Consider the following 15,776-nt stretch of genomic DNA (forward strand, 5'->3'; position numbering starts at 1 on the left):
GGGGCCGGGCCTCTATGATTTGGGAGTTGTGGTAATGGCAATAGCCTCCGGTGCCTACAAGAAAGCCTTGAGTGGCGACCAGAAACCGAAAGAGGTTCTGGTAAAAATCGACCGGGTCAGCAAGCAGTTCGACGAAACGCTGGCAGTGGACAGCGTGACGCTGGACATCAAGAAGGGCGAGATCTTCGCCCTGCTGGGTGGTTCGGGTTCGGGCAAGTCGACCCTGCTTCGCATGCTGGCTGGTTTCGAGCGTCCTACTGAAGGTCGTATCTTCCTCGATGGCCAGGACATTACCGACCTGCCGCCCTATGAGCGGCCGATCAACATGATGTTCCAGTCCTACGCCCTGTTCCCCCACATGAGCGTGGCGCAGAACATCGCCTTCGGCCTGAAGCAGGACGGCCTGCCCAAGGCCGAGATCGACAAGATCGTCGACGAGATGCTCAAGCTCGTGCAGATGACTCAGTACGCCAAGCGCAAGCCGCACCAGCTCTCCGGCGGCCAGCGCCAGCGCGTGGCCCTGGCCCGGTCCCTGGCCAAGCGCCCGAAACTGCTGCTGCTCGACGAGCCCATGGGCGCGCTGGACAAGAAACTGCGTTCGCAGATGCAGCTGGAACTGGTGGAAATCATCGAGCGCGTGGGCGTGACCTGCGTGATGGTGACCCACGACCAGGAAGAGGCCATGACCATGGCCCAGCGCATCGCCATCATGCACCTGGGCTGCATCGAGCAGATCGGCAGCCCGATGGACATCTACGAGACGCCGGCCAGCCGCCTGATCTGCGAGTTCATCGGCAACGTCAACCTGTTCGACGGCGAGATCGTCGAAGACCTGCAGGACCACGCGGTCATCGCCTGCCCGCAGCTGGAGAACCCGATCTACATCGGCCACGGCATCAGCACCCGTGCCGAGAACAAGCGCATCACCTACGCGCTGCGTCCGGAAAAGGTCATGGTCAGCGCGCAGAAGCCGGCCGACCTGGAGCACGAAGGCTTCAACGTCGCCCAGGGCATCGTGCATGACATCGCCTACCTGGGCGGTCACTCGGTGTACTACATCAAGCTGGCGTCGGGCTTCATCGTCCAGGCCTTCATGGCCAACGCCGAGCGCCACGTGGCGCGCCCGACCTGGGACCAGCCGGTGTACATCAGCTGGTACGACGACAGCGGTGTGGTACTGCAATCATGAACATCAGCAAATCGCTCATGAAACGCCTGCCCAACGGCCGGCATGCCGTGATCGGTGTGCCGTTCTTCTGGCTGTTCCTGTTCTTCCTGCTGCCCTTCGCCATCGTGCTGAAGATCAGCCTGGCAGCAGCGGACGTGGCCATTCCGCCGTACACCGAGGTGTTCCAGTACGCCGACCAGACGCTCCAGGTGGTGATGAACCTGGGCAACTACCTGATGCTGACGGATGACCCGCTCTACATCGACGCCTACCTGGGCTCGCTGAAGATGGCGGCGATCAGCACCTTCCTGTGCCTGCTCATCGGTTACCCGATGGCCTACGCCATCGCCCGCGCCAGCAAGGAAATGCAGACCGTGCTGCTGCTGCTGATCATGATGCCGACCTGGACGGCGATCCTGATCCGCGTGTACGCCTGGATGGGCATCCTGTCCAACAACGGCCTGCTCAATGGCTTCCTGATGTGGCTGGGGGTGATCAACGAACCGCTGACGATCCTCAACACCAACTTCGCGGTGTACATCGGTATCGTCTACTCGTACCTGCCGTTCATGGTCATGCCGCTCTACGCCAACCTGGTGAAGCACGACATGAGCCTGCTGGAAGCCGCGTCCGACCTCGGCGCGCGCAATTTCACCAGCTTCTGGAAGATCACCGTCCCGCTGTCCAAGAACGGCATCATCGCCGGCTGCATGCTGGTGTTCATCCCGGCGGTGGGCGAGTTCGTGATCCCGGAACTGCTCGGCGGCCCCGAGACGCTGATGATCGGCAAGGTGCTGTGGCAGGAGTTCTTCAACAACCGTGACTGGCCGGTGGCTTCCGCCCTTGCCGTGGTGATGCTGGCGATCCTGATCGTACCGATCATCCTGTTCAACAAGAACCAGGCGAAAGAGCTGGAGGGCAAGGTATGAACAAGCGTTGGTCGTTCTCCAACATCATGCTGGTGTTGGGCCTGCTCTTCATCTACGTGCCGATGGTCATCCTGGTCATCTTCTCCTTCAACGGCTCCAAGCTGGTGACCGTGTGGGGCGGCTGGTCGGTGAAGTGGTACGTCGGTCTGCTGGACAACCAGCAACTGATCGGCTCGGTGTTCCGCTCCCTGGAGATCGCCTGCTACACCGCGATCTCCTCGGTGGCCCTGGGTACCCTGGCCGCCTTCGTGCTGACCCGCATCCCGCGCTTCCGTGGCCGTACGCTGTTCGGCGGCATGGTGACCGCGCCGCTGGTGATGCCCGAGGTGATCACCGGTCTGTCGCTGCTGCTGCTGTTCGTCGCCATGGCCCAGCTGATCGGTTGGCCGCAGGAGCGCGGCATCGTGACCATCTGGATCGCCCACACCAGCTTCTGCTCGTCCTACGTGGCGGTGGTGGTGTCGGCGCGCCTGCGCGAGCTGGACCTGTCCATCGAGGAAGCAGCCATGGACCTGGGCGCCAAGCCCTGGAAAGTGTTCCTGCTGATCACCATCCCGATGATCGCGCCGTCGCTGGCGGCGGGCGGCATGATGTCCTTCGCCCTGTCGCTGGATGACCTGGTGCTGGCCAGCTTCGTGTCCGGCCCTGGCTCCACCACCCTGCCGATGGAAGTGTTCTCCGCCGTGCGCCTGGGCGTGAAGCCGGAGATCAACGCGGTCGCCAGCCTGATCCTGCTGACCGTTTCGCTGTTCACCTTCTTCGCCTGGTACTTCACCCGCCAGGCCGAGGAACGTCGCAAGCGGGCGATCCAGGAAGCCATGGAGTCCAACGCGACCGACTGGCAGCAGAAGGCGGCGACTGCTACCGCCTGACGCCCTCCGGCGCTTGTCGAAACGCGGGCCACCTTCGGGTGGCCCGTTTTTTTTGCCCCAGCTTATTCCGAAGTGCTTGGAAATTCGGGAGTTATCGGAAAAAACCGTGGGTCGCAAAGCCTCACTCCCAGCCGATTGCCAACTACGCTTGAAGTGTTCGGATGCGCTGCCCGGTCACCCCCCGAACCAGGATCGGGCCGCGCCGCCGGCAAACTTCCAGTGAAGCCATATGGCACTCCGTGCGGGAGGCGGCGCCCAATACAACACCCCGATCGTTATCCCTTGGGGAAATAACGCGCCAGGGAGCTTCGGCATCTCCCGCAACACTCTCTACAACGCAGTAATGAAAAACCCCGCAGGAGCGGGGTTTTTCATTTTCGGCAGCCCCGTCGAGGGGCGTCAGCGGCGGACGGGGATCAAGCGCAGGACGCCCTGGGTGTTGGCCTTCACCTCGTTGTCGTCGTAGTGCTGCGGCAGGTACTGGCCCTCGATGTAGGCCTCGGCCTGGTCACCGTAGTGCTTGTCGAACGGCACGCCGCTCTGGCCCACCGGGTTGATGCCCAGGCTGTGGGCCGGGTCGGCGAAGTCGATCAGGCGCCGGGTGGACGGGCCGTACACCACTTGCCACGGCGCCGGGCCGACGCGGTGCGAAAGGTTGTTCGGCACCTCGTGACCACCGGGCGCGGCGAACGGGCCGACGTTGAAGATACGGTCCAGCGGCTTCTGCTGGCCCAGCGCATGGACGTGGGTGAGCGTGTGCGCCGTGCCCCACTGCCACTGCTTCGAGTCCTGGCCCAGCTTGGCCCGCAGGTGCGCCAGGCTGTCCTTCCAGGCGGCCTTGACGATATCGGCGCGGGTCTCCTTCTGCGGCGTCTTGCGGTTGTCCCACCAGGGCGAGTGCTCGTCGGCGGCCAGGCGCGGCAAGGCCACGTCGAGCACGCGGGTGGACAGCAGGTTGTCGAAGAAGGCGTCGCCCATCTCGTCGCGCATGGCGCCATCGGCCAACTGGTAGAGAAACTGGTTGAACAGCGTGGCGGTCACCGAATCCAGCGGATGGTCGCCCTGCCAGTGGGCCAGGTTGTCCACCAGCGCCTTCTCCTCGTCGGTGGCGGCGGCTTCACGCAGGATGGGCAGCAGCGGCTTGAGGAAGCGCGGGCCGTAGCCGGTGGAGGTGTCCAGCTGCAACGCCTGGCTGTTCTGCAGATCCCATTTCACCGACGGGTCGGCCAGGCGCTGGTTCAGGCGCTGGCCGCGGTCGGGCAGGTTGTAGTAACCGGGGATCGGCCGGCCGTTGGCCGGCACCGGCTGGAAGTTGGCGGAGACGATGTAGCCGCGCGCCGGGTTTTCTTCCTGCGGGTTCTCGCTGAAGGGGTAGAAGCCGCTCTTGTCGGCCTGCCCGCTGGCGCCGTCGAGCAGGAAGGCCGGGTTCACCCCGTCCGGGCGCACCGGCAGCTGCGCTGCGGCCCACCAGCCGATGTCGCCGCGGGCGTTGGCCCAGACCACGTTGAGGCCCGGCGACTGGATCTTCGAGGCCGCGGTGCGTGCCTTGGCCAGGGTATCCGCGCGGTTCAGCTCGTAGAAGGCGTCGAGGATCGGGTTCTGGGTTTCCAGGAAGGCCCACCACATGGCCACCGGCGTCTTGCCGGCGGCGGTGCCCAGGGCATCGTTGACCAGCGGGCCGTGGGGCGAGCTGCGCAGGGTGATCTTCACCGGCGCCTCGCCCTTCACCGCGATGCTCTGCTCCTCGCTCTTCAGGTCGACCCACTGGCCGTGGTACCAGACCTGGTTGGGGTTGTCCGGGTTGACCTTCTCCGCGACCAGGTCGACGTCGTCGTTCTGGAACATGGTCAGGCTCCAGCCGAACTGCAGGTTGTGGCCCAGCGACGCGAAGGGGTTGAGCGCCTGGTAATGGCCGTACAGCTCGAAGCCCGGCGCGCTGGCCTGCATTTCGTACCAGACCGCCGGCACCGCGAAGCGAATGTGCGGGTCGCCCGCCAGCAGCGGTTTGCCGCTTTTGGTGCGGCTGCCGGAGACGGCCCAGGCATTGCTGCCCTCGAATTGCGGCAGGCCGGCCTTCTCCAGCGCGGCGTGGCTCAGACGCGCGATGGCGCCCAGGTCCTGCCAGTCGGCGGCGGCCAGCGGGGAGGGAGTGAGCACGCCGTCAGGGTGCCAGTCGAGGTCGAAGACCTTCAGGTAGTCCGCGCCCAATTCGTCGCGCACGTAGGTCAGCACCGGCTCGGTGCGGAAGGCGGCGGCGAAGCTGTAGGCCATGTAGCCGGCGACGCTGACGGTGTCCTCCGGGGTGAAGGGGCGCTTGGCAATGCCGAGGATGTCGAATTCCACCGGGCGCGGATGGCTGTCCTGGAACTGGTTGACGCCGTCCAGATAGGCCACCAGCGCCTTCCAGGCCGGGGAGTTCTTGTCCTGCCGGGCGACGTACTCGGCGGCGTGGTCGCGGATGCGCAGGCTGCGGAACATGCGGTCGGTGTCCACCAGCTTGGGCCCGAGCACCTCGGCCAGCTCGCCGCGGGACAGGCGTCTGAGGATTTCCATCTGGAACAGGCGGTCCTGGGCGTGGACATAGCCGATCGCCCGGTACATGTCTTCCTCGCTGCCGGCCTTGATGTGCGGCACGCCGCGCTCGTCGTAGCGGACCGTGACTTCGCTGGCGAGCCCGGCCAGGGGCAGTTGTCCGTCGCGTACCGGCTGCTTGCCGTGCAGGTACCAGGCGCCACCGGCCGTTGCAGCGGCGATGACGACAGCGAGGACGGTCAAAGTGCGTTTCATGGGGCAACTCCTTGTTGTTATGCGGCGATTTTGCAGTGGATGTTGCCCGTCGCTCATTGACCCAATGTCTCGCGGCTGGAATTCTCTGGTCAATCCAAGGAGTGAACATGTCCGCCGCCGACCTGAACTTTCCCGCCACCCCGGCGCTGACCCAGTCCGCCACCTTGCGTCGCCAGCTGTACGAGGCGCTCTCGGTGCTGGGCTTCGACCCCACCGACATCTACCGCCAGGCCTTGCAGAAGGTGCGTCTGCCGCCCCCGGCGCAGAGCGGCCGCCTGGTGCACGACGATGCGCCTCTGTTCTGGAACAGCCTCGACGAGATCACCGGCGACGCCGATATCGGCCTGCACCTGGGCGAAGCGATGAAGCCGCGGTTGCTGGACGTCGTCGGCTACCTGCTGATGGCCAGTGGCGACCTGCGCGAGGCGCTGCACAGCTTCCTGCGCTTCCAGCACATCCTCTCCGGCGGCTTCGCCGCGCAGGTGCGCGAGGAGGGCGAGCAGGTACGGCTGATCCTCGACCTCAACTACCTGGGCGCCAGCAACCTGCGCCAGCAGATGGAGTGCCTGATGCTGCTGTTTCTCAAGCTGCTGGCGCTGATCACCGACGATGAATTCGGCGTCCAGGCCATCGAGTTCCGCCATCCCCAGCCGCGCCGGCTGAGCGAGCACCGGCGTCTGTTCGGCCTCACGCCGAGCTTCGGCAAGCCCCACGACGCGCTGCTGTTCGACCGCGCCCTGCTGGCGCGGCCGTCGCGCACCGGCAACCCGGTGCTGCACCGTCTGCTCACCGAGCACGCGCGGGAACAGCTGGGCACCCTGGACGAGAACGACCTGCTCAACCGCCTGCGCTATCTGATCGGCATCCGCCTGGGGGAGCAGGCGTGCACCCTGCAAAGCTGCGCCCGCGAACTGGGCGTGCGCGCCGGGCTGCTGCAGCGCAACCTGGCGGGCCGGGCGCAGACGTTCAGGGAGGTGCGGGAGGAGGTGCGCCGGCAGCGGGCGGCGCAGATGCTGGAGCAGGGCGTGGCGATCCGCGAGGTGGCGCGCAGCTGCGGCTTTGCCGAGCTGTCGCCGTTCTACCGGGCATTCAAGCGCTGGTATTCGGTGCCGCCCGAGCGCTATCGCCAGCGCCTGCAGGGCGGCACCGAGGGCTGAGGGTCACTCGGCCAGCGGGATCTCGCGGCTCACTTCCAGCAGCGCCATGGCGTCGAGCTGGTCTTCGATCTGCAGGAAGCGCAGGGCGCGCTGCGGCGAAACTTCCTTGGCGATGCGCTTGAGGTACTTCTCCTTGAGGTCCTGGCGGTCGTCCTGCAGCTCCAGCACCTGTTTCTGCAGCTTGGCGGCCTCGTCGTTGCTCACCGAACCGCTGTTATAGCTGTTGGCGTAGTCGATGATGATGGCCAGGGTCTGCTTGCTCAGCTTGTCCGCCTCGGTGCGGTAGCTGTTGTAGATCGGCCAGAACTTCTCGGTTTCCTGCGGGGTGAGCTTCATGTTCGCTTCGACGATGCGCTTGCGCTTGTAGTCGATGTCGGCGATGCGGTTGTTGATGGCCTGTTTGTGCTGCTCCATGACCTGGCTGCTGCTGGGGGCATCCTCGGCGTGGGCGGCCAGCGGCAGGGCGAGCCCGGTGGAGAGAACGGCGCAGAAGGCGAGGGCGGAAGGAAGACGCATACGAAAAACTCCTTGGTGAGCGAACGGCCCTTCTTGGGCCGGCGTTCCAAGTGTAGTCACGGATTGGCGCTTGGCTTTGTTGATGCGGCTCAGTGCCGGGTGTCATCCCAGGGGCAATAGCAGCCCACCGCCAGGGTGTGGGTGGCGTTGACCTGGCGCCCCTGCACCAGGGCATCGAGGATCGGCTCGATGAAGCTGTTGCCCGAGGTGCACACCGCGCCTTCGCTGTAGGGGCCGAAGTAGGCCAGCTTGCCCTGGGCATCCCAGATCGCCACGGCGGGGCTGGCCGGCAACTGCTCGGCGCCGGGCAGGGCCTCCAGCGCGCGCATCGCCTTCAACGTATCCGGCAGATGCCCGCGGGTGCCCGGCTTCTGCACGGCGAAGAACTCCACGCCCTGCGGGCCGAAGCGCTGGATCAGCTCGGCGAGGTGCTGCTGGTTGCCGACGTTGCACGGGCAGGCCGGGTCCCAGAAGTGCACCAGGCGGATCTTGCCGGGGCCGGCCAATTGCGCCGGCAGCATCAGGTGGTCGCCGGAAAACAGCTGCGGCTGGTGGCTGAACGGGCGGATGAAGCGGTTCTCGTACCACTGGTAGGTGGCGAGCAGCGCGCCCAGGCAGAGCGCGGCGATCAGCCAGGTGAGCAGCGGTTTTCGACGTGAGGACATGGCAGCGACCAGTGACAGAGTCGGTAAGATAGCCGACAAGCTTGCCACGGGGGCGGGCGCGGCAGAATATCCCGCTGCTGCCCGCGCTCCCATCGTCACCCGCCTGCCAGAAGCGAAACGCCCATGCCTGAAGCCTTCCAGCCCGATCTGCTGCGCACCCTGCTGCGACCTCTGACCGCAGAGGCGAACGAGGTCGGCATCGCGCTGTACCAGCATTTCTACGGCCTGGACCTGCACGCCCGGCACCCCGGCCTGCAGAGCCGCCTGGGCACCTTCGAGGCCGGCGGCTACCAGATTGCCGCGCAATACTGGCGGCCGGTGCTGGCGCGCGGCACCCTGGTGCTGCTGCATGGCTACTACGACCACATGGGGCTGTACCGCCACGTCATCGACTGGGCCCTGGGCATGGGCTTCGCGGTGCTGGCCTGCGACCTGCCCGGCCACGGGCTGTCCGGTGGCGCCGCCGCCAGCATCGGCGATTTCGCCGAGTATCAGCTTGTGCTGGGTGCCTTGCTGGACCAGGCCCAGGCGCTGGAGCTGCCGCAACCCTGGCACCTGTGCGGGCAAAGCACCGGCGGGGCGATCCTGCTGGACTACCTGCTGACCGGCGCGCCGCGCCCGGAGCTGGGCCGTATCATCCTGCTGGCGCCGCTGGTGCGGCCGCGAGCCTGGGGCTGGTCGAAGTTCAGCTACCAGATGCTGCGGCCCTTCGTGGATTCGATCCCGCGGCGTTTCAGCGAGAACTCCAACGACGCCGAATTCCTCGCCTTCCTGCGGGACCGCGACCCGTTGCAGCCGAAGATACTGCCCACCGCCTGGGTCGGTGCGCTGGCGCGCTGGATTCCGCGCATCGAGGCCGCCGGCCATGGCGCGCAAAGCCTGCTGGTGGTGCAGGGCGACGCCGACGAGACGGTGGACTGGCGCTACAACCTGAAGGTGCTGGAGGAGAAGTTCGAGAAGATCGAATGCTTGCTGCTGACGGGCGCGCGGCACCACCTGGCGAACGAAAGCAAGACGTTGCGCCGGCGATACTTCGATTTTCTCAGTGAGCGGATGGGGTAGGGCGAGGCAGGGCGGGGCTGTCGGTATGAGGGTGTGTCCTTCACTCCTTGCGCCATCATCCTCAGGCGCCACCCTCTGTACAGCGGCGCCATTCTAGGAGGAGGCCTCCTCGGAATGGTCCACATACCCGGTAGGCGGTTTCCGATCACTGGCCGTCGGACGACACCGCTAAGCCAGCCTTAAGGGCGGCCAGCGCCGCGCGGTAATAGCTGCGGCCGGCGGGCGACTCGCTGAAGTCGGCGAACTGGCCCAGCTCGGCATCGCTCAGGCCGCGATAGACGTAGAGCAGGGTGTTGTCGAGATCGGCGCCGATCTGGCTCATCAGCTTCTGCCGCTGGCCTTCGAGCATGCCCTGGGTGGTGCCGCCGCCGAGCAGGCCGGGGAGCATCTGGCTGAGGCTGTCGGCGGCCACGCTGGCCAGCGCCAGGCTGACCTCGGCGCCGGCTTCGCGGGCCGGCAGCACCTGGCTCAGGCGATGGACGATCTGTTTGCGTGCCTCGCTGGCCTGCTGGCGCGGCAGGCCATTGGCGTATTTCTGTAACTGGTCGCTGCGCGTGGCCAGGGTCTCGGCGCCGGCGACCTTGCGGCCCAGGGGGGATTCGAAGAAATTCAGCGCCACCGCGCTGTCCGGCAGGTTCTGGCGCAGGCCGTTGAGGGCGCGCTGGTCGATGTCGGCGGGGGCGAAGCGCTGGTTGCTGTTGTCCACCAGCGTCTGGTACAGCGCCGGCGGCAGGTTGCCCTGGTAGCGCTTCTGCGCGGCGTGCAGGGCGTCATTGAAGTGCGCTCGCTGTTCCGGCCAGCCCGCGGCCTGGTACAGGCGCTGGTAGTTGTCGGCCAGGGCAGGCATGCCCAGTACAAGAAGGGTGAGGGCCAGCAGTACGCGCATTGCAACTCCTTTTGGGCGGCAGGGTTCGCTCGCCGGGGGCTATTGTCGGCAAGGCTTGCCCCGCTTGTCGAGACACTGGCGCCAGACGTTACAATGCGCCATGCATTTCGACGCCGATTCTCCATTCCTGCAAGGCCCCCTTCTGCAACGCATCGTCGACGACCTCGCCGACCAGGGCTGGTCGCAGCAGGATGCCTTCCTTCCCGATGCCCTGATCGCCCAACTGGCGACGGAGTGTCGTGCCCGCGATGCCGCCGGCAAACTGGCCGCCGCCGCCATCGGCCGGGGAGACGGCCAGGCCGTGCGCGAAGGCATTCGCGGCGACCGCATCCAGTGGATCGAGCCCGGCCAGTGCGAGGCGTGCGACCAGTACCTGGCGGCGCTGGACACGTTGCGCCGGCTGATCAACCGCTCGCTGTACCTGGGGCTGGAGGATTTCGAGGGACACTTCGCGCTCTATCCGCCGGGGGCCTTCTACCAGAAGCACCTGGACCGCTTCCGCGACGATGACCGCCGCACCGTCTCCGCGGTGTTCTACCTCAACCGCGACTGGCCGGCCGCGCAGGGCGGCGAACTGCGCCTGTATCTGCCCGACGAACGGACCCTGGACCTGCCGCCGCTGGCCGGCCGGCTGGTGGTGTTCCTCTCCGGCGAATTCCCCCACGAAGTGCTGCCGGCCAGCCACGAGCGCCTGTCGCTCACCGGCTGGTTCCGCCGCCGGGGTGACGCGCCGCTCTGAGCGGTCAGTGCCCCCAGATCTTCAGGGTGCCGCTGATGTCCTGGATGTCGCGCACCTCGATGCTCCCCAGCTTCCCGCCACCCACGTAGAGATCGCCGGCCACCCGCAGGCGGATGGTCTGCGAGGGCAGCCCGCTGGCGTTGAGCTGCTGGTTGATGGTGGTCAGGTCGGGCAGGGTCAGCGCCAGTTGCTGCTGGCCGCCGGCGCCTTGCACCACGTCCACCTGCAGGGTCGGCTGCTCGACGCCGAAGATCGGCAGGCTCAGGCCCAGTTGCGCCGCGCCGTAGGGCAGGCTGCCGCCACGGCCGTCGGGGCAGTCGCCGGCATTCACGCAGCCGTTGTCGATGAACACGTTGCGCAGGGAAACGCTGCCGCCGTCGTCGTTCCAGGCCACGCTGTCCATGTGCGCAAGCACGTCGGCGCGGATGCTGATGCCGTCCTGGCCGGTGACGGCGCCCAGGTGCTCGTTGTCCAGCGCCTGCAGTTCGGCGAAGGCCAAGGGCAGGTAGGACAGCGCGGCGAGGGTGGCGGTGCAGAGCAAGAGGCGAGGCATGACAGAGGCTCCATGGCGATTGGCCGATGCGCGAGTCTGGGCGGCGCCCTGCGGCGCAGCCAGTGCCGGACGGCTGTTCCCGTCGAAGGTTGTGCTCGGGCGGTGTCCAGGTGCACGCCGACGACCGGCGCGCCGCTCAAGGACCCGACTTTCGGCGGGTCGGAAACCTGTTGCGACAGACGCGCCGATGAAAGTTGCGTTACCCGGCGTGACCGGCAAACGGCGAGCGGCTAGTCTGTCCCCTTCCAAAAGGGAGTGATTCGCCTATGCAGAAGGTTCTCGTCAGCCGCTGCCTGCTTGGCCATCGCGTCCGCTACGACGGCGGCGCGCACGGGCCGTTCGACCTGCTCTCGCGCTGGCTCGACCAGGGCCGGGTGGTTGCCCTCTGCCCGGAGGTTGCCGGCGGCCTGCCGACGCCCCGCGCCCCGGCGGAAATCCCCGGCGGCCAGGGCATGGCCGTGCTCGAGCGGGCGCGCCCGGTGATGACGGTGGAGGGCGAGGACGTCAGCGACGCCTTCCTGCTCGGCGCCGAGCAAGCCATGGCCCTGGTGCGCCGCCACGACATCCGCCTGGCCGTGCTGAAGGCGCGCAGCCCCTCCTGCGGCAACCGCGAGAACTATGACGGCAGCTTCAGCGGGCGGAAGGTTGCCGGCGAAGGTGTCACCGCTGCCGCGCTCAAGCGCATGGGCGTGCTGGTGTTCAGCGAGGAAGAGCTGGACGCCGCCGCCGTCTGTCTGGCCGGGCTGGAAGCCGGAGGCTAGAGCGGCCGCCGACATTCGAAGACGCACTATTTTCCTTGAGCCTCGCGCCCTGGCGCCTATGCTTGTTCCTTCCATGCGAGGAGGCGAGGCCGGCCTGAGCGGGTTCTTCGCCTTTTCGATCGTCATGTAGAAAGGAGAAGAACATGAGAACCATGCTGCCTTGCCTCGGCCTCGCCGCGCTGCTCGCCGGTACCTCCGCCATTGCCGCGGACATCCCGCGCACCCCGGCCCCGGAAGGCGCCAAGGTGTACTTCATCGAGCCGGCCGATGGCGCCACGGTGGACAAGACCTTCACCGTCAAATTCGGCCTCAAGGGCATGGGCGTCGCGCCGGCCGGCGTGGACTCGCCGGCCACCGGCCATCACCACCTGCTGATCGACCTCAAGGAGCAGCCGGCAATGAACCTGCCGTTGCCGATGACCGATCAGATCAAGCACTTCGGCAAGGGCCAGACCGAGACCCAGGTGACCCTGCCGCCGGGCAAGCACACCCTGCAGCTGCTGGTGGGCGACAAGAACCACGTGCCGTTCGACCCGCCGGTGGAGTCGCAGCAGATCACTGTCAATGTGAAGTAATGGTCAGGCTGCGGAGCGGGGCTTTACCCTCTCCCCCGCCCTCTCCCTGAAGGGAGAGGGAGCTGTTCGTGCCGGCTGACGCGTTGGTTTCACCCTGCACCATACGGTCCCCTCTCCCTTCAGGGAGAGGGTTAGGGAGAGGGCGCTCCGCCCAACACTGGAGCTTTCAGGAAGCAGACACGAAAAAGGAGGCCGAAGGCCTCCTTTTTTCTTGCCACCGAAGCGCGCTTAGAACAGCACGCGGCTGCGGATGGTGCCGTTCACGTGTTGCAGCTTCTCCAGCGCCAGGTCCGAGTACTCGGCGTCGACGTCGATCACCACGTAGCCGACCTTGTCGTTGGTCTGCAGGTACTGGCCGGAGATGTTGATGCCGTTGTCGGCGAACACCTTGTTGATTTCGCTCATCACGCCCGGGATGTTGGCGTGGATGTGCAGCAGGCGGTGCTTGCCCGGGTGCGACGGCAGGGCCACTTCGGGGAAGTTGACCGAGGATACCGAGGTACCGTTGTCGCTGTACTTGACCAGCTTCTCGGCCACTTCCAGGCCGATGTTGGCCTGGGCTTCGGCGGTGGAGCCGCCGATGTGCGGAGTCAGGATCACGCGATCCAGGCCGCGCAGCGGGCTTTCGAACTCGTCGTCGTTGGACTTGGGCTCGACCGGGAACACGTCGATGGCGGCGCCGATCAGGTGCTCGTCCTTGATCGCGGCGGCCAGGTGGTCCAGCTCGACCACGGTGCCGCGGGCGGCGTTGATCAGGATGCCGCCTTTCTTGATGGCGCGGATTTCCTTCTCGCCGATCATCCACTGGGTGGACGGCAGTTCCGGCACGTGCAGCGAGACGATGTCGGACATGCCCAGCAGCTCGTGGAGGTTGCCGACCTGCTGCGCGTTACCCAGCGGCAGCTTGGTCACGACGTCGTAGAAGAACACCTGCATGCCCAGTGCTTCGGCCAGGACCGAGAGCTGGGTGCCGATGGAGCCGTAGCCGACGATGCCCAGCTTCTTGCCGCGGATCTCGAAGGAGTTGGCCGCGGACTTGATCCAGCCGCCGCGATGGCAGGAGGCGTTCTTCTCCGGGATGCCGCGCAGCAGCAGGATGGCTTCGGCCAGCACCAGCTCGGCCACCGAGCGGGTGTTGGAGTAGGGCGCGTTGAACACGGCGATGCCGCGCTCGCGGGCTGCGTTCAGGTCGACCTGGTTGGTGCCGATGCAGAAGCAGCCCACCGCGATCAGCTTCTTGGCAGCATCGAAGACTTCTTCGGTCAGCTGGGTGCGGGAGCGGATACCGATGAAGTGGGCATCGGCAATCTTTTCCTTCAGCTCGTCACCGGACAGTGCGGTCTTGAGGTACTCGATGTTGGAGTAGCCGGCCGCCTTGAGGGTGTCGACGGCGTTCTGGTGCACGCCTTCAAGGAGAAGGAATTTGATCTTGCTCTTGTCGAGAGAAGTCTTGCTCATCTGCTTTGAACCTGTAGTCCCGGGAGAGTGGCTAGAAAACCAATAGCTCTGGCCGAACCGGCCGGTGCCAGGCAGCTCGGCGCCAGGTGGCGATCTGCGTGGGGTGCGTATGCTAGCATGTTCTCCCTTTTCCTTGCCCGGTTGCGACCTGAGCTGTTCTCAGGACGACCATGAACCATTTGAGAGTTCCTCCGATGACCCGCGACGCCCTGATCGAATCGCTCAAGCCCCTGCTGGATGCCGGGAAGCTGCTGACAGACGCCGATTCCCTCGACACCTATGGCAAGGATTGGACCAAGCATTTCGCCCCGGCGCCGCTGGCGATCGCCTTCCCCAAGAGCACCGAGCAGGTCCAGGCCATCGTCCGCTGGGCCAATGAGCACAAGGTCGCGCTGGTGCCCTCCGGTGGTCGTACCGGTCTTTCCGCCGCCGCCGTCGCCGCCAATGGCGAGGTGGTCGTGGCCTTCGACTACATGAACAAGGTGCTGGCCTTCAACGAATTCGACCGCACCGTGGTCTGCCAGCCGGGCGTGATCACCAAGCAGCTGCAGACCTTTGCCGAAGAGCACGGGCTGTACTATCCGGTGGACTTCGCCTCGTCGGGTTCCAGCCAGATTGGCGGCAACATCGGCACCAATGCCGGCGGGATCAAGGTCATTCGCTACGGCATGACCCGCAACTGGGTGGCCGGCCTGAAGGTCGTCACCGGCAAGGGCGACCTGCTGGAGCTGAACAAGGACCTGATCAAGAACGCCACCGGCTACGACCTGCGCCAGCTGTTCATCGGCGCCGAAGGCACCTTGGGCTTCGTGGTCGAGGCCACCATGCGCCTGGAGCGCACGCCGAAGAACCTCACCGCGATGGTCCTGGGCACCCCGGACTTCGACTCGATCATGCCGGTGCTGCACGCCTTCCAGAACAAGCTGGACCTAACCGCCTTCGAGTTCTTCTCCGACAAGGCCCTGGCCAAGATCATGGCCCGTGGCGACGTGCCGCCGGCCTTCGAGACCGACTGCCCGTTCTATGCGCTGCTGGAATTCGAGGCGAGCACCGAGGAAGTGGCCAACGAGGCGCTGGCGACGTTCGAACATTGTGTAGAGCAGGGCTGGGTGCTCGATGGTGTGATGAGCCAGAGCGAACAGCAGCTGCAGAACCTGTGGAAGCTGCGCGAGTACATCTCCGAGACCATCTCCCACTGGACGCCGTACAAGAACGACATCTCCGTCACCGTCGGCAAGGTCCCGGCCTTCCTCAAGGACATCGACGACATCGTCGCGGCCAACTACCCCGACTTCGAAGTGGTCTGGTTCGGCCACATCGGCGACGGCAACCTGCACCTGAATATCCTGAAGCCCGAGAACCTGACCAAGGACGAGTTCTTCGCCAAGTGCGCCACCGTCAACAAGTGGGTCTTCGAGACCGTGCAGAAGTACAACGGCTCCATCTCCGCCGAGCACGGCGTGGGCATGACCAAGCGCGATTACCTGGGTTACTCTCGCTCCGAGGCTGAAATCGGCTACATGAAGGCAGTCAAGGCGGTGTTCGACCCGAACGGGATCATGAACCCCGGCAAGATCTTCGCCGAATAAGTCGCTGCATCAGAGGAGGGCCGGCTCTTTGGATAGAGGGGCCGGCCCTTCGCACGTCA

Annotated in this window: 15 protein-coding genes; 9 read left to right on the forward strand and 6 right to left on the reverse strand. The window is 65.8% G+C overall.

The window, feature by feature from the left end:
- Positions 1-34: 34 nt before the first annotated feature.
- From ACNFIA_RS10610 to ACNFIA_RS10620, 3 genes are read left to right on the forward strand one after another with little or no spacing between them, the layout of a single operon-like run.
- Positions 35-1,189, forward strand: a complete 1,155-nt coding sequence (locus ACNFIA_RS10610; protein WP_259757992.1) for an ABC transporter ATP-binding protein — start codon at positions 35-37, stop codon at positions 1,187-1,189.
- Positions 1,190-1,215: 26 nt separating this feature from the next.
- A complete protein-coding gene (locus tag ACNFIA_RS10615) occupies positions 1,216-2,097 on the forward strand; it encodes an ABC transporter permease subunit (RefSeq protein ID WP_259759495.1) in 882 nt (293 codons plus the stop codon).
- Entirely contained in the window at positions 2,094-2,969 is an 876-nt protein-coding gene (locus ACNFIA_RS10620; RefSeq protein WP_259757991.1) for an ABC transporter permease subunit, read from the forward strand. Before ACNFIA_RS10615 ends, ACNFIA_RS10620 begins: the two co-directional genes overlap by 4 nt.
- A gap of 399 nt (positions 2,970-3,368) precedes the next feature.
- On the opposite strand, the gene ACNFIA_RS10625 is transcribed toward ACNFIA_RS10620, so the two are convergent.
- On the reverse strand, positions 3,369-5,756 hold the full coding sequence (locus tag ACNFIA_RS10625; RefSeq protein ID WP_416784706.1) for a penicillin acylase family protein: 2,388 nt from the start codon (positions 5,754-5,756) through the stop codon (positions 3,369-3,371).
- A 107-nt stretch (positions 5,757-5,863) separates the two neighbouring features.
- Between ACNFIA_RS10625 and ACNFIA_RS10630 the strand changes: the two genes are divergently transcribed.
- Positions 5,864-6,913, forward strand: a complete 1,050-nt coding sequence (locus ACNFIA_RS10630) for an AraC family transcriptional regulator ligand-binding domain-containing protein (protein ID WP_416784708.1) — start codon at positions 5,864-5,866, stop codon at positions 6,911-6,913.
- Positions 6,914-6,916: 3 nt separating this feature from the next.
- On the opposite strand, the gene ACNFIA_RS10635 is transcribed toward ACNFIA_RS10630, so the two are convergent.
- Positions 6,917-7,429: a transcriptional regulator gene (locus ACNFIA_RS10635; RefSeq protein WP_259757987.1), complete on the reverse strand. Its 513-nt coding sequence runs from the start codon at positions 7,427-7,429 to the stop codon at positions 6,917-6,919.
- Between the two features lie 89 nt (positions 7,430-7,518).
- On the reverse strand, positions 7,519-8,094 hold the full coding sequence (locus tag ACNFIA_RS10640; RefSeq protein ID WP_259757986.1) for a DUF6436 domain-containing protein: 576 nt from the start codon (positions 8,092-8,094) through the stop codon (positions 7,519-7,521).
- 123 nt (positions 8,095-8,217) lie between these two features.
- On the opposite strand from ACNFIA_RS10640, the gene ACNFIA_RS10645 reads away from it, so the two are divergent.
- Positions 8,218-9,156, forward strand: coding sequence for an alpha/beta hydrolase (locus tag ACNFIA_RS10645; protein ID WP_416784711.1), 939 nt, complete (start codon positions 8,218-8,220; stop codon positions 9,154-9,156).
- Positions 9,157-9,301: 145 nt separating this feature from the next.
- On the opposite strand, the gene ACNFIA_RS10650 is transcribed toward ACNFIA_RS10645, so the two are convergent.
- Positions 9,302-10,042, reverse strand: coding sequence for a hypothetical protein (locus tag ACNFIA_RS10650; protein WP_416784713.1), 741 nt, complete (start codon positions 10,040-10,042; stop codon positions 9,302-9,304).
- A 100-nt stretch (positions 10,043-10,142) separates the two neighbouring features.
- Here ACNFIA_RS10650 and ACNFIA_RS10655 point away from each other — a divergent pair, with 100 nt between their 5' ends.
- Positions 10,143-10,781, forward strand: a complete 639-nt coding sequence (locus tag ACNFIA_RS10655) for a 2OG-Fe(II) oxygenase (protein ID WP_259757982.1) — start codon at positions 10,143-10,145, stop codon at positions 10,779-10,781.
- A gap of 4 nt (positions 10,782-10,785) precedes the next feature.
- On the opposite strand, the gene ACNFIA_RS10660 is transcribed toward ACNFIA_RS10655, so the two are convergent.
- Positions 10,786-11,334 (reverse strand): DUF6160 family protein, encoded by a 549-nt coding sequence (locus tag ACNFIA_RS10660; RefSeq protein ID WP_416784715.1) that lies wholly within the window; start codon positions 11,332-11,334, stop codon positions 10,786-10,788.
- A 266-nt stretch (positions 11,335-11,600) separates the two neighbouring features.
- Between ACNFIA_RS10660 and ACNFIA_RS10665 the strand changes: the two genes are divergently transcribed.
- Complete coding sequence (locus tag ACNFIA_RS10665) at positions 11,601-12,095, forward strand: DUF523 domain-containing protein (RefSeq protein ID WP_259757980.1); 495 nt, start codon at positions 11,601-11,603, stop codon at positions 12,093-12,095.
- A 143-nt stretch (positions 12,096-12,238) separates the two neighbouring features.
- Positions 12,239-12,670: a DUF4399 domain-containing protein gene (locus tag ACNFIA_RS10670; RefSeq protein ID WP_259757978.1), complete on the forward strand. Its 432-nt coding sequence runs from the start codon at positions 12,239-12,241 to the stop codon at positions 12,668-12,670.
- Positions 12,671-12,898: 228 nt separating this feature from the next.
- Here the strand turns inward: ACNFIA_RS10670 and serA are convergent, their stop codons facing one another.
- On the reverse strand, positions 12,899-14,128 hold the full coding sequence (gene serA, locus ACNFIA_RS10675; protein ID WP_259757977.1) for a phosphoglycerate dehydrogenase: 1,230 nt from the start codon (positions 14,126-14,128) through the stop codon (positions 12,899-12,901).
- Positions 14,129-14,322: 194 nt separating this feature from the next.
- Between serA and ACNFIA_RS10680 the strand changes: the two genes are divergently transcribed.
- Positions 14,323-15,717 (forward strand): FAD-binding oxidoreductase, encoded by a 1,395-nt coding sequence (locus ACNFIA_RS10680; RefSeq protein WP_259757976.1) that lies wholly within the window; start codon positions 14,323-14,325, stop codon positions 15,715-15,717.
- Positions 15,718-15,776: the final 59 nt, after the last annotated feature.

This window comes from Pseudomonas sp. NY15437, assembly GCF_048068435.1.
GTDB classification, from domain to species: Bacteria; Pseudomonadota; Gammaproteobacteria; order Pseudomonadales; family Pseudomonadaceae; genus Pseudomonas; species Pseudomonas nitroreducens_B.

Bases quoted from the DNA above. Each gene is read 5' to 3' on its own strand.
- ACNFIA_RS10610 (WP_259757992.1), top strand. From the start codon at position 35: ATGGCAATAGCCTCCGGTGCCTACAAGAAAGCCTTGAGTGGCGACCAG.
- ACNFIA_RS10620 (WP_259757991.1), top strand. From the start codon at position 2,094: ATGAACAAGCGTTGGTCGTTCTCCAACATCATGCTGGTGTTGGGCCTG.
- ACNFIA_RS10625 (WP_416784706.1), bottom strand. From the start codon at position 5,756: ATGAAACGCACTTTGACCGTCCTCGCTGTCGTCATCGCCGCTGCAACG.
- ACNFIA_RS10630 (WP_416784708.1), top strand. From the start codon at position 5,864: ATGTCCGCCGCCGACCTGAACTTTCCCGCCACCCCGGCGCTGACCCAG.
- ACNFIA_RS10635 (WP_259757987.1), bottom strand. From the start codon at position 7,429: ATGCGTCTTCCTTCCGCCCTCGCCTTCTGCGCCGTTCTCTCCACCGGG.
- ACNFIA_RS10640 (WP_259757986.1), bottom strand. From the start codon at position 8,094: ATGTCCTCACGTCGAAAACCGCTGCTCACCTGGCTGATCGCCGCGCTC.
- ACNFIA_RS10645 (WP_416784711.1), top strand. From the start codon at position 8,218: ATGCCTGAAGCCTTCCAGCCCGATCTGCTGCGCACCCTGCTGCGACCT.
- ACNFIA_RS10650 (WP_416784713.1), bottom strand. From the start codon at position 10,042: ATGCGCGTACTGCTGGCCCTCACCCTTCTTGTACTGGGCATGCCTGCC.
- ACNFIA_RS10655 (WP_259757982.1), top strand. From the start codon at position 10,143: ATGCATTTCGACGCCGATTCTCCATTCCTGCAAGGCCCCCTTCTGCAA.
- ACNFIA_RS10660 (WP_416784715.1), bottom strand. From the start codon at position 11,334: ATGCCTCGCCTCTTGCTCTGCACCGCCACCCTCGCCGCGCTGTCCTAC.
- ACNFIA_RS10665 (WP_259757980.1), top strand. From the start codon at position 11,601: ATGCAGAAGGTTCTCGTCAGCCGCTGCCTGCTTGGCCATCGCGTCCGC.
- ACNFIA_RS10670 (WP_259757978.1), top strand. From the start codon at position 12,239: ATGAGAACCATGCTGCCTTGCCTCGGCCTCGCCGCGCTGCTCGCCGGT.
- serA (WP_259757977.1), bottom strand. From the start codon at position 14,128: ATGAGCAAGACTTCTCTCGACAAGAGCAAGATCAAATTCCTTCTCCTT.
- ACNFIA_RS10680 (WP_259757976.1), top strand. From the start codon at position 14,323: ATGACCCGCGACGCCCTGATCGAATCGCTCAAGCCCCTGCTGGATGCC.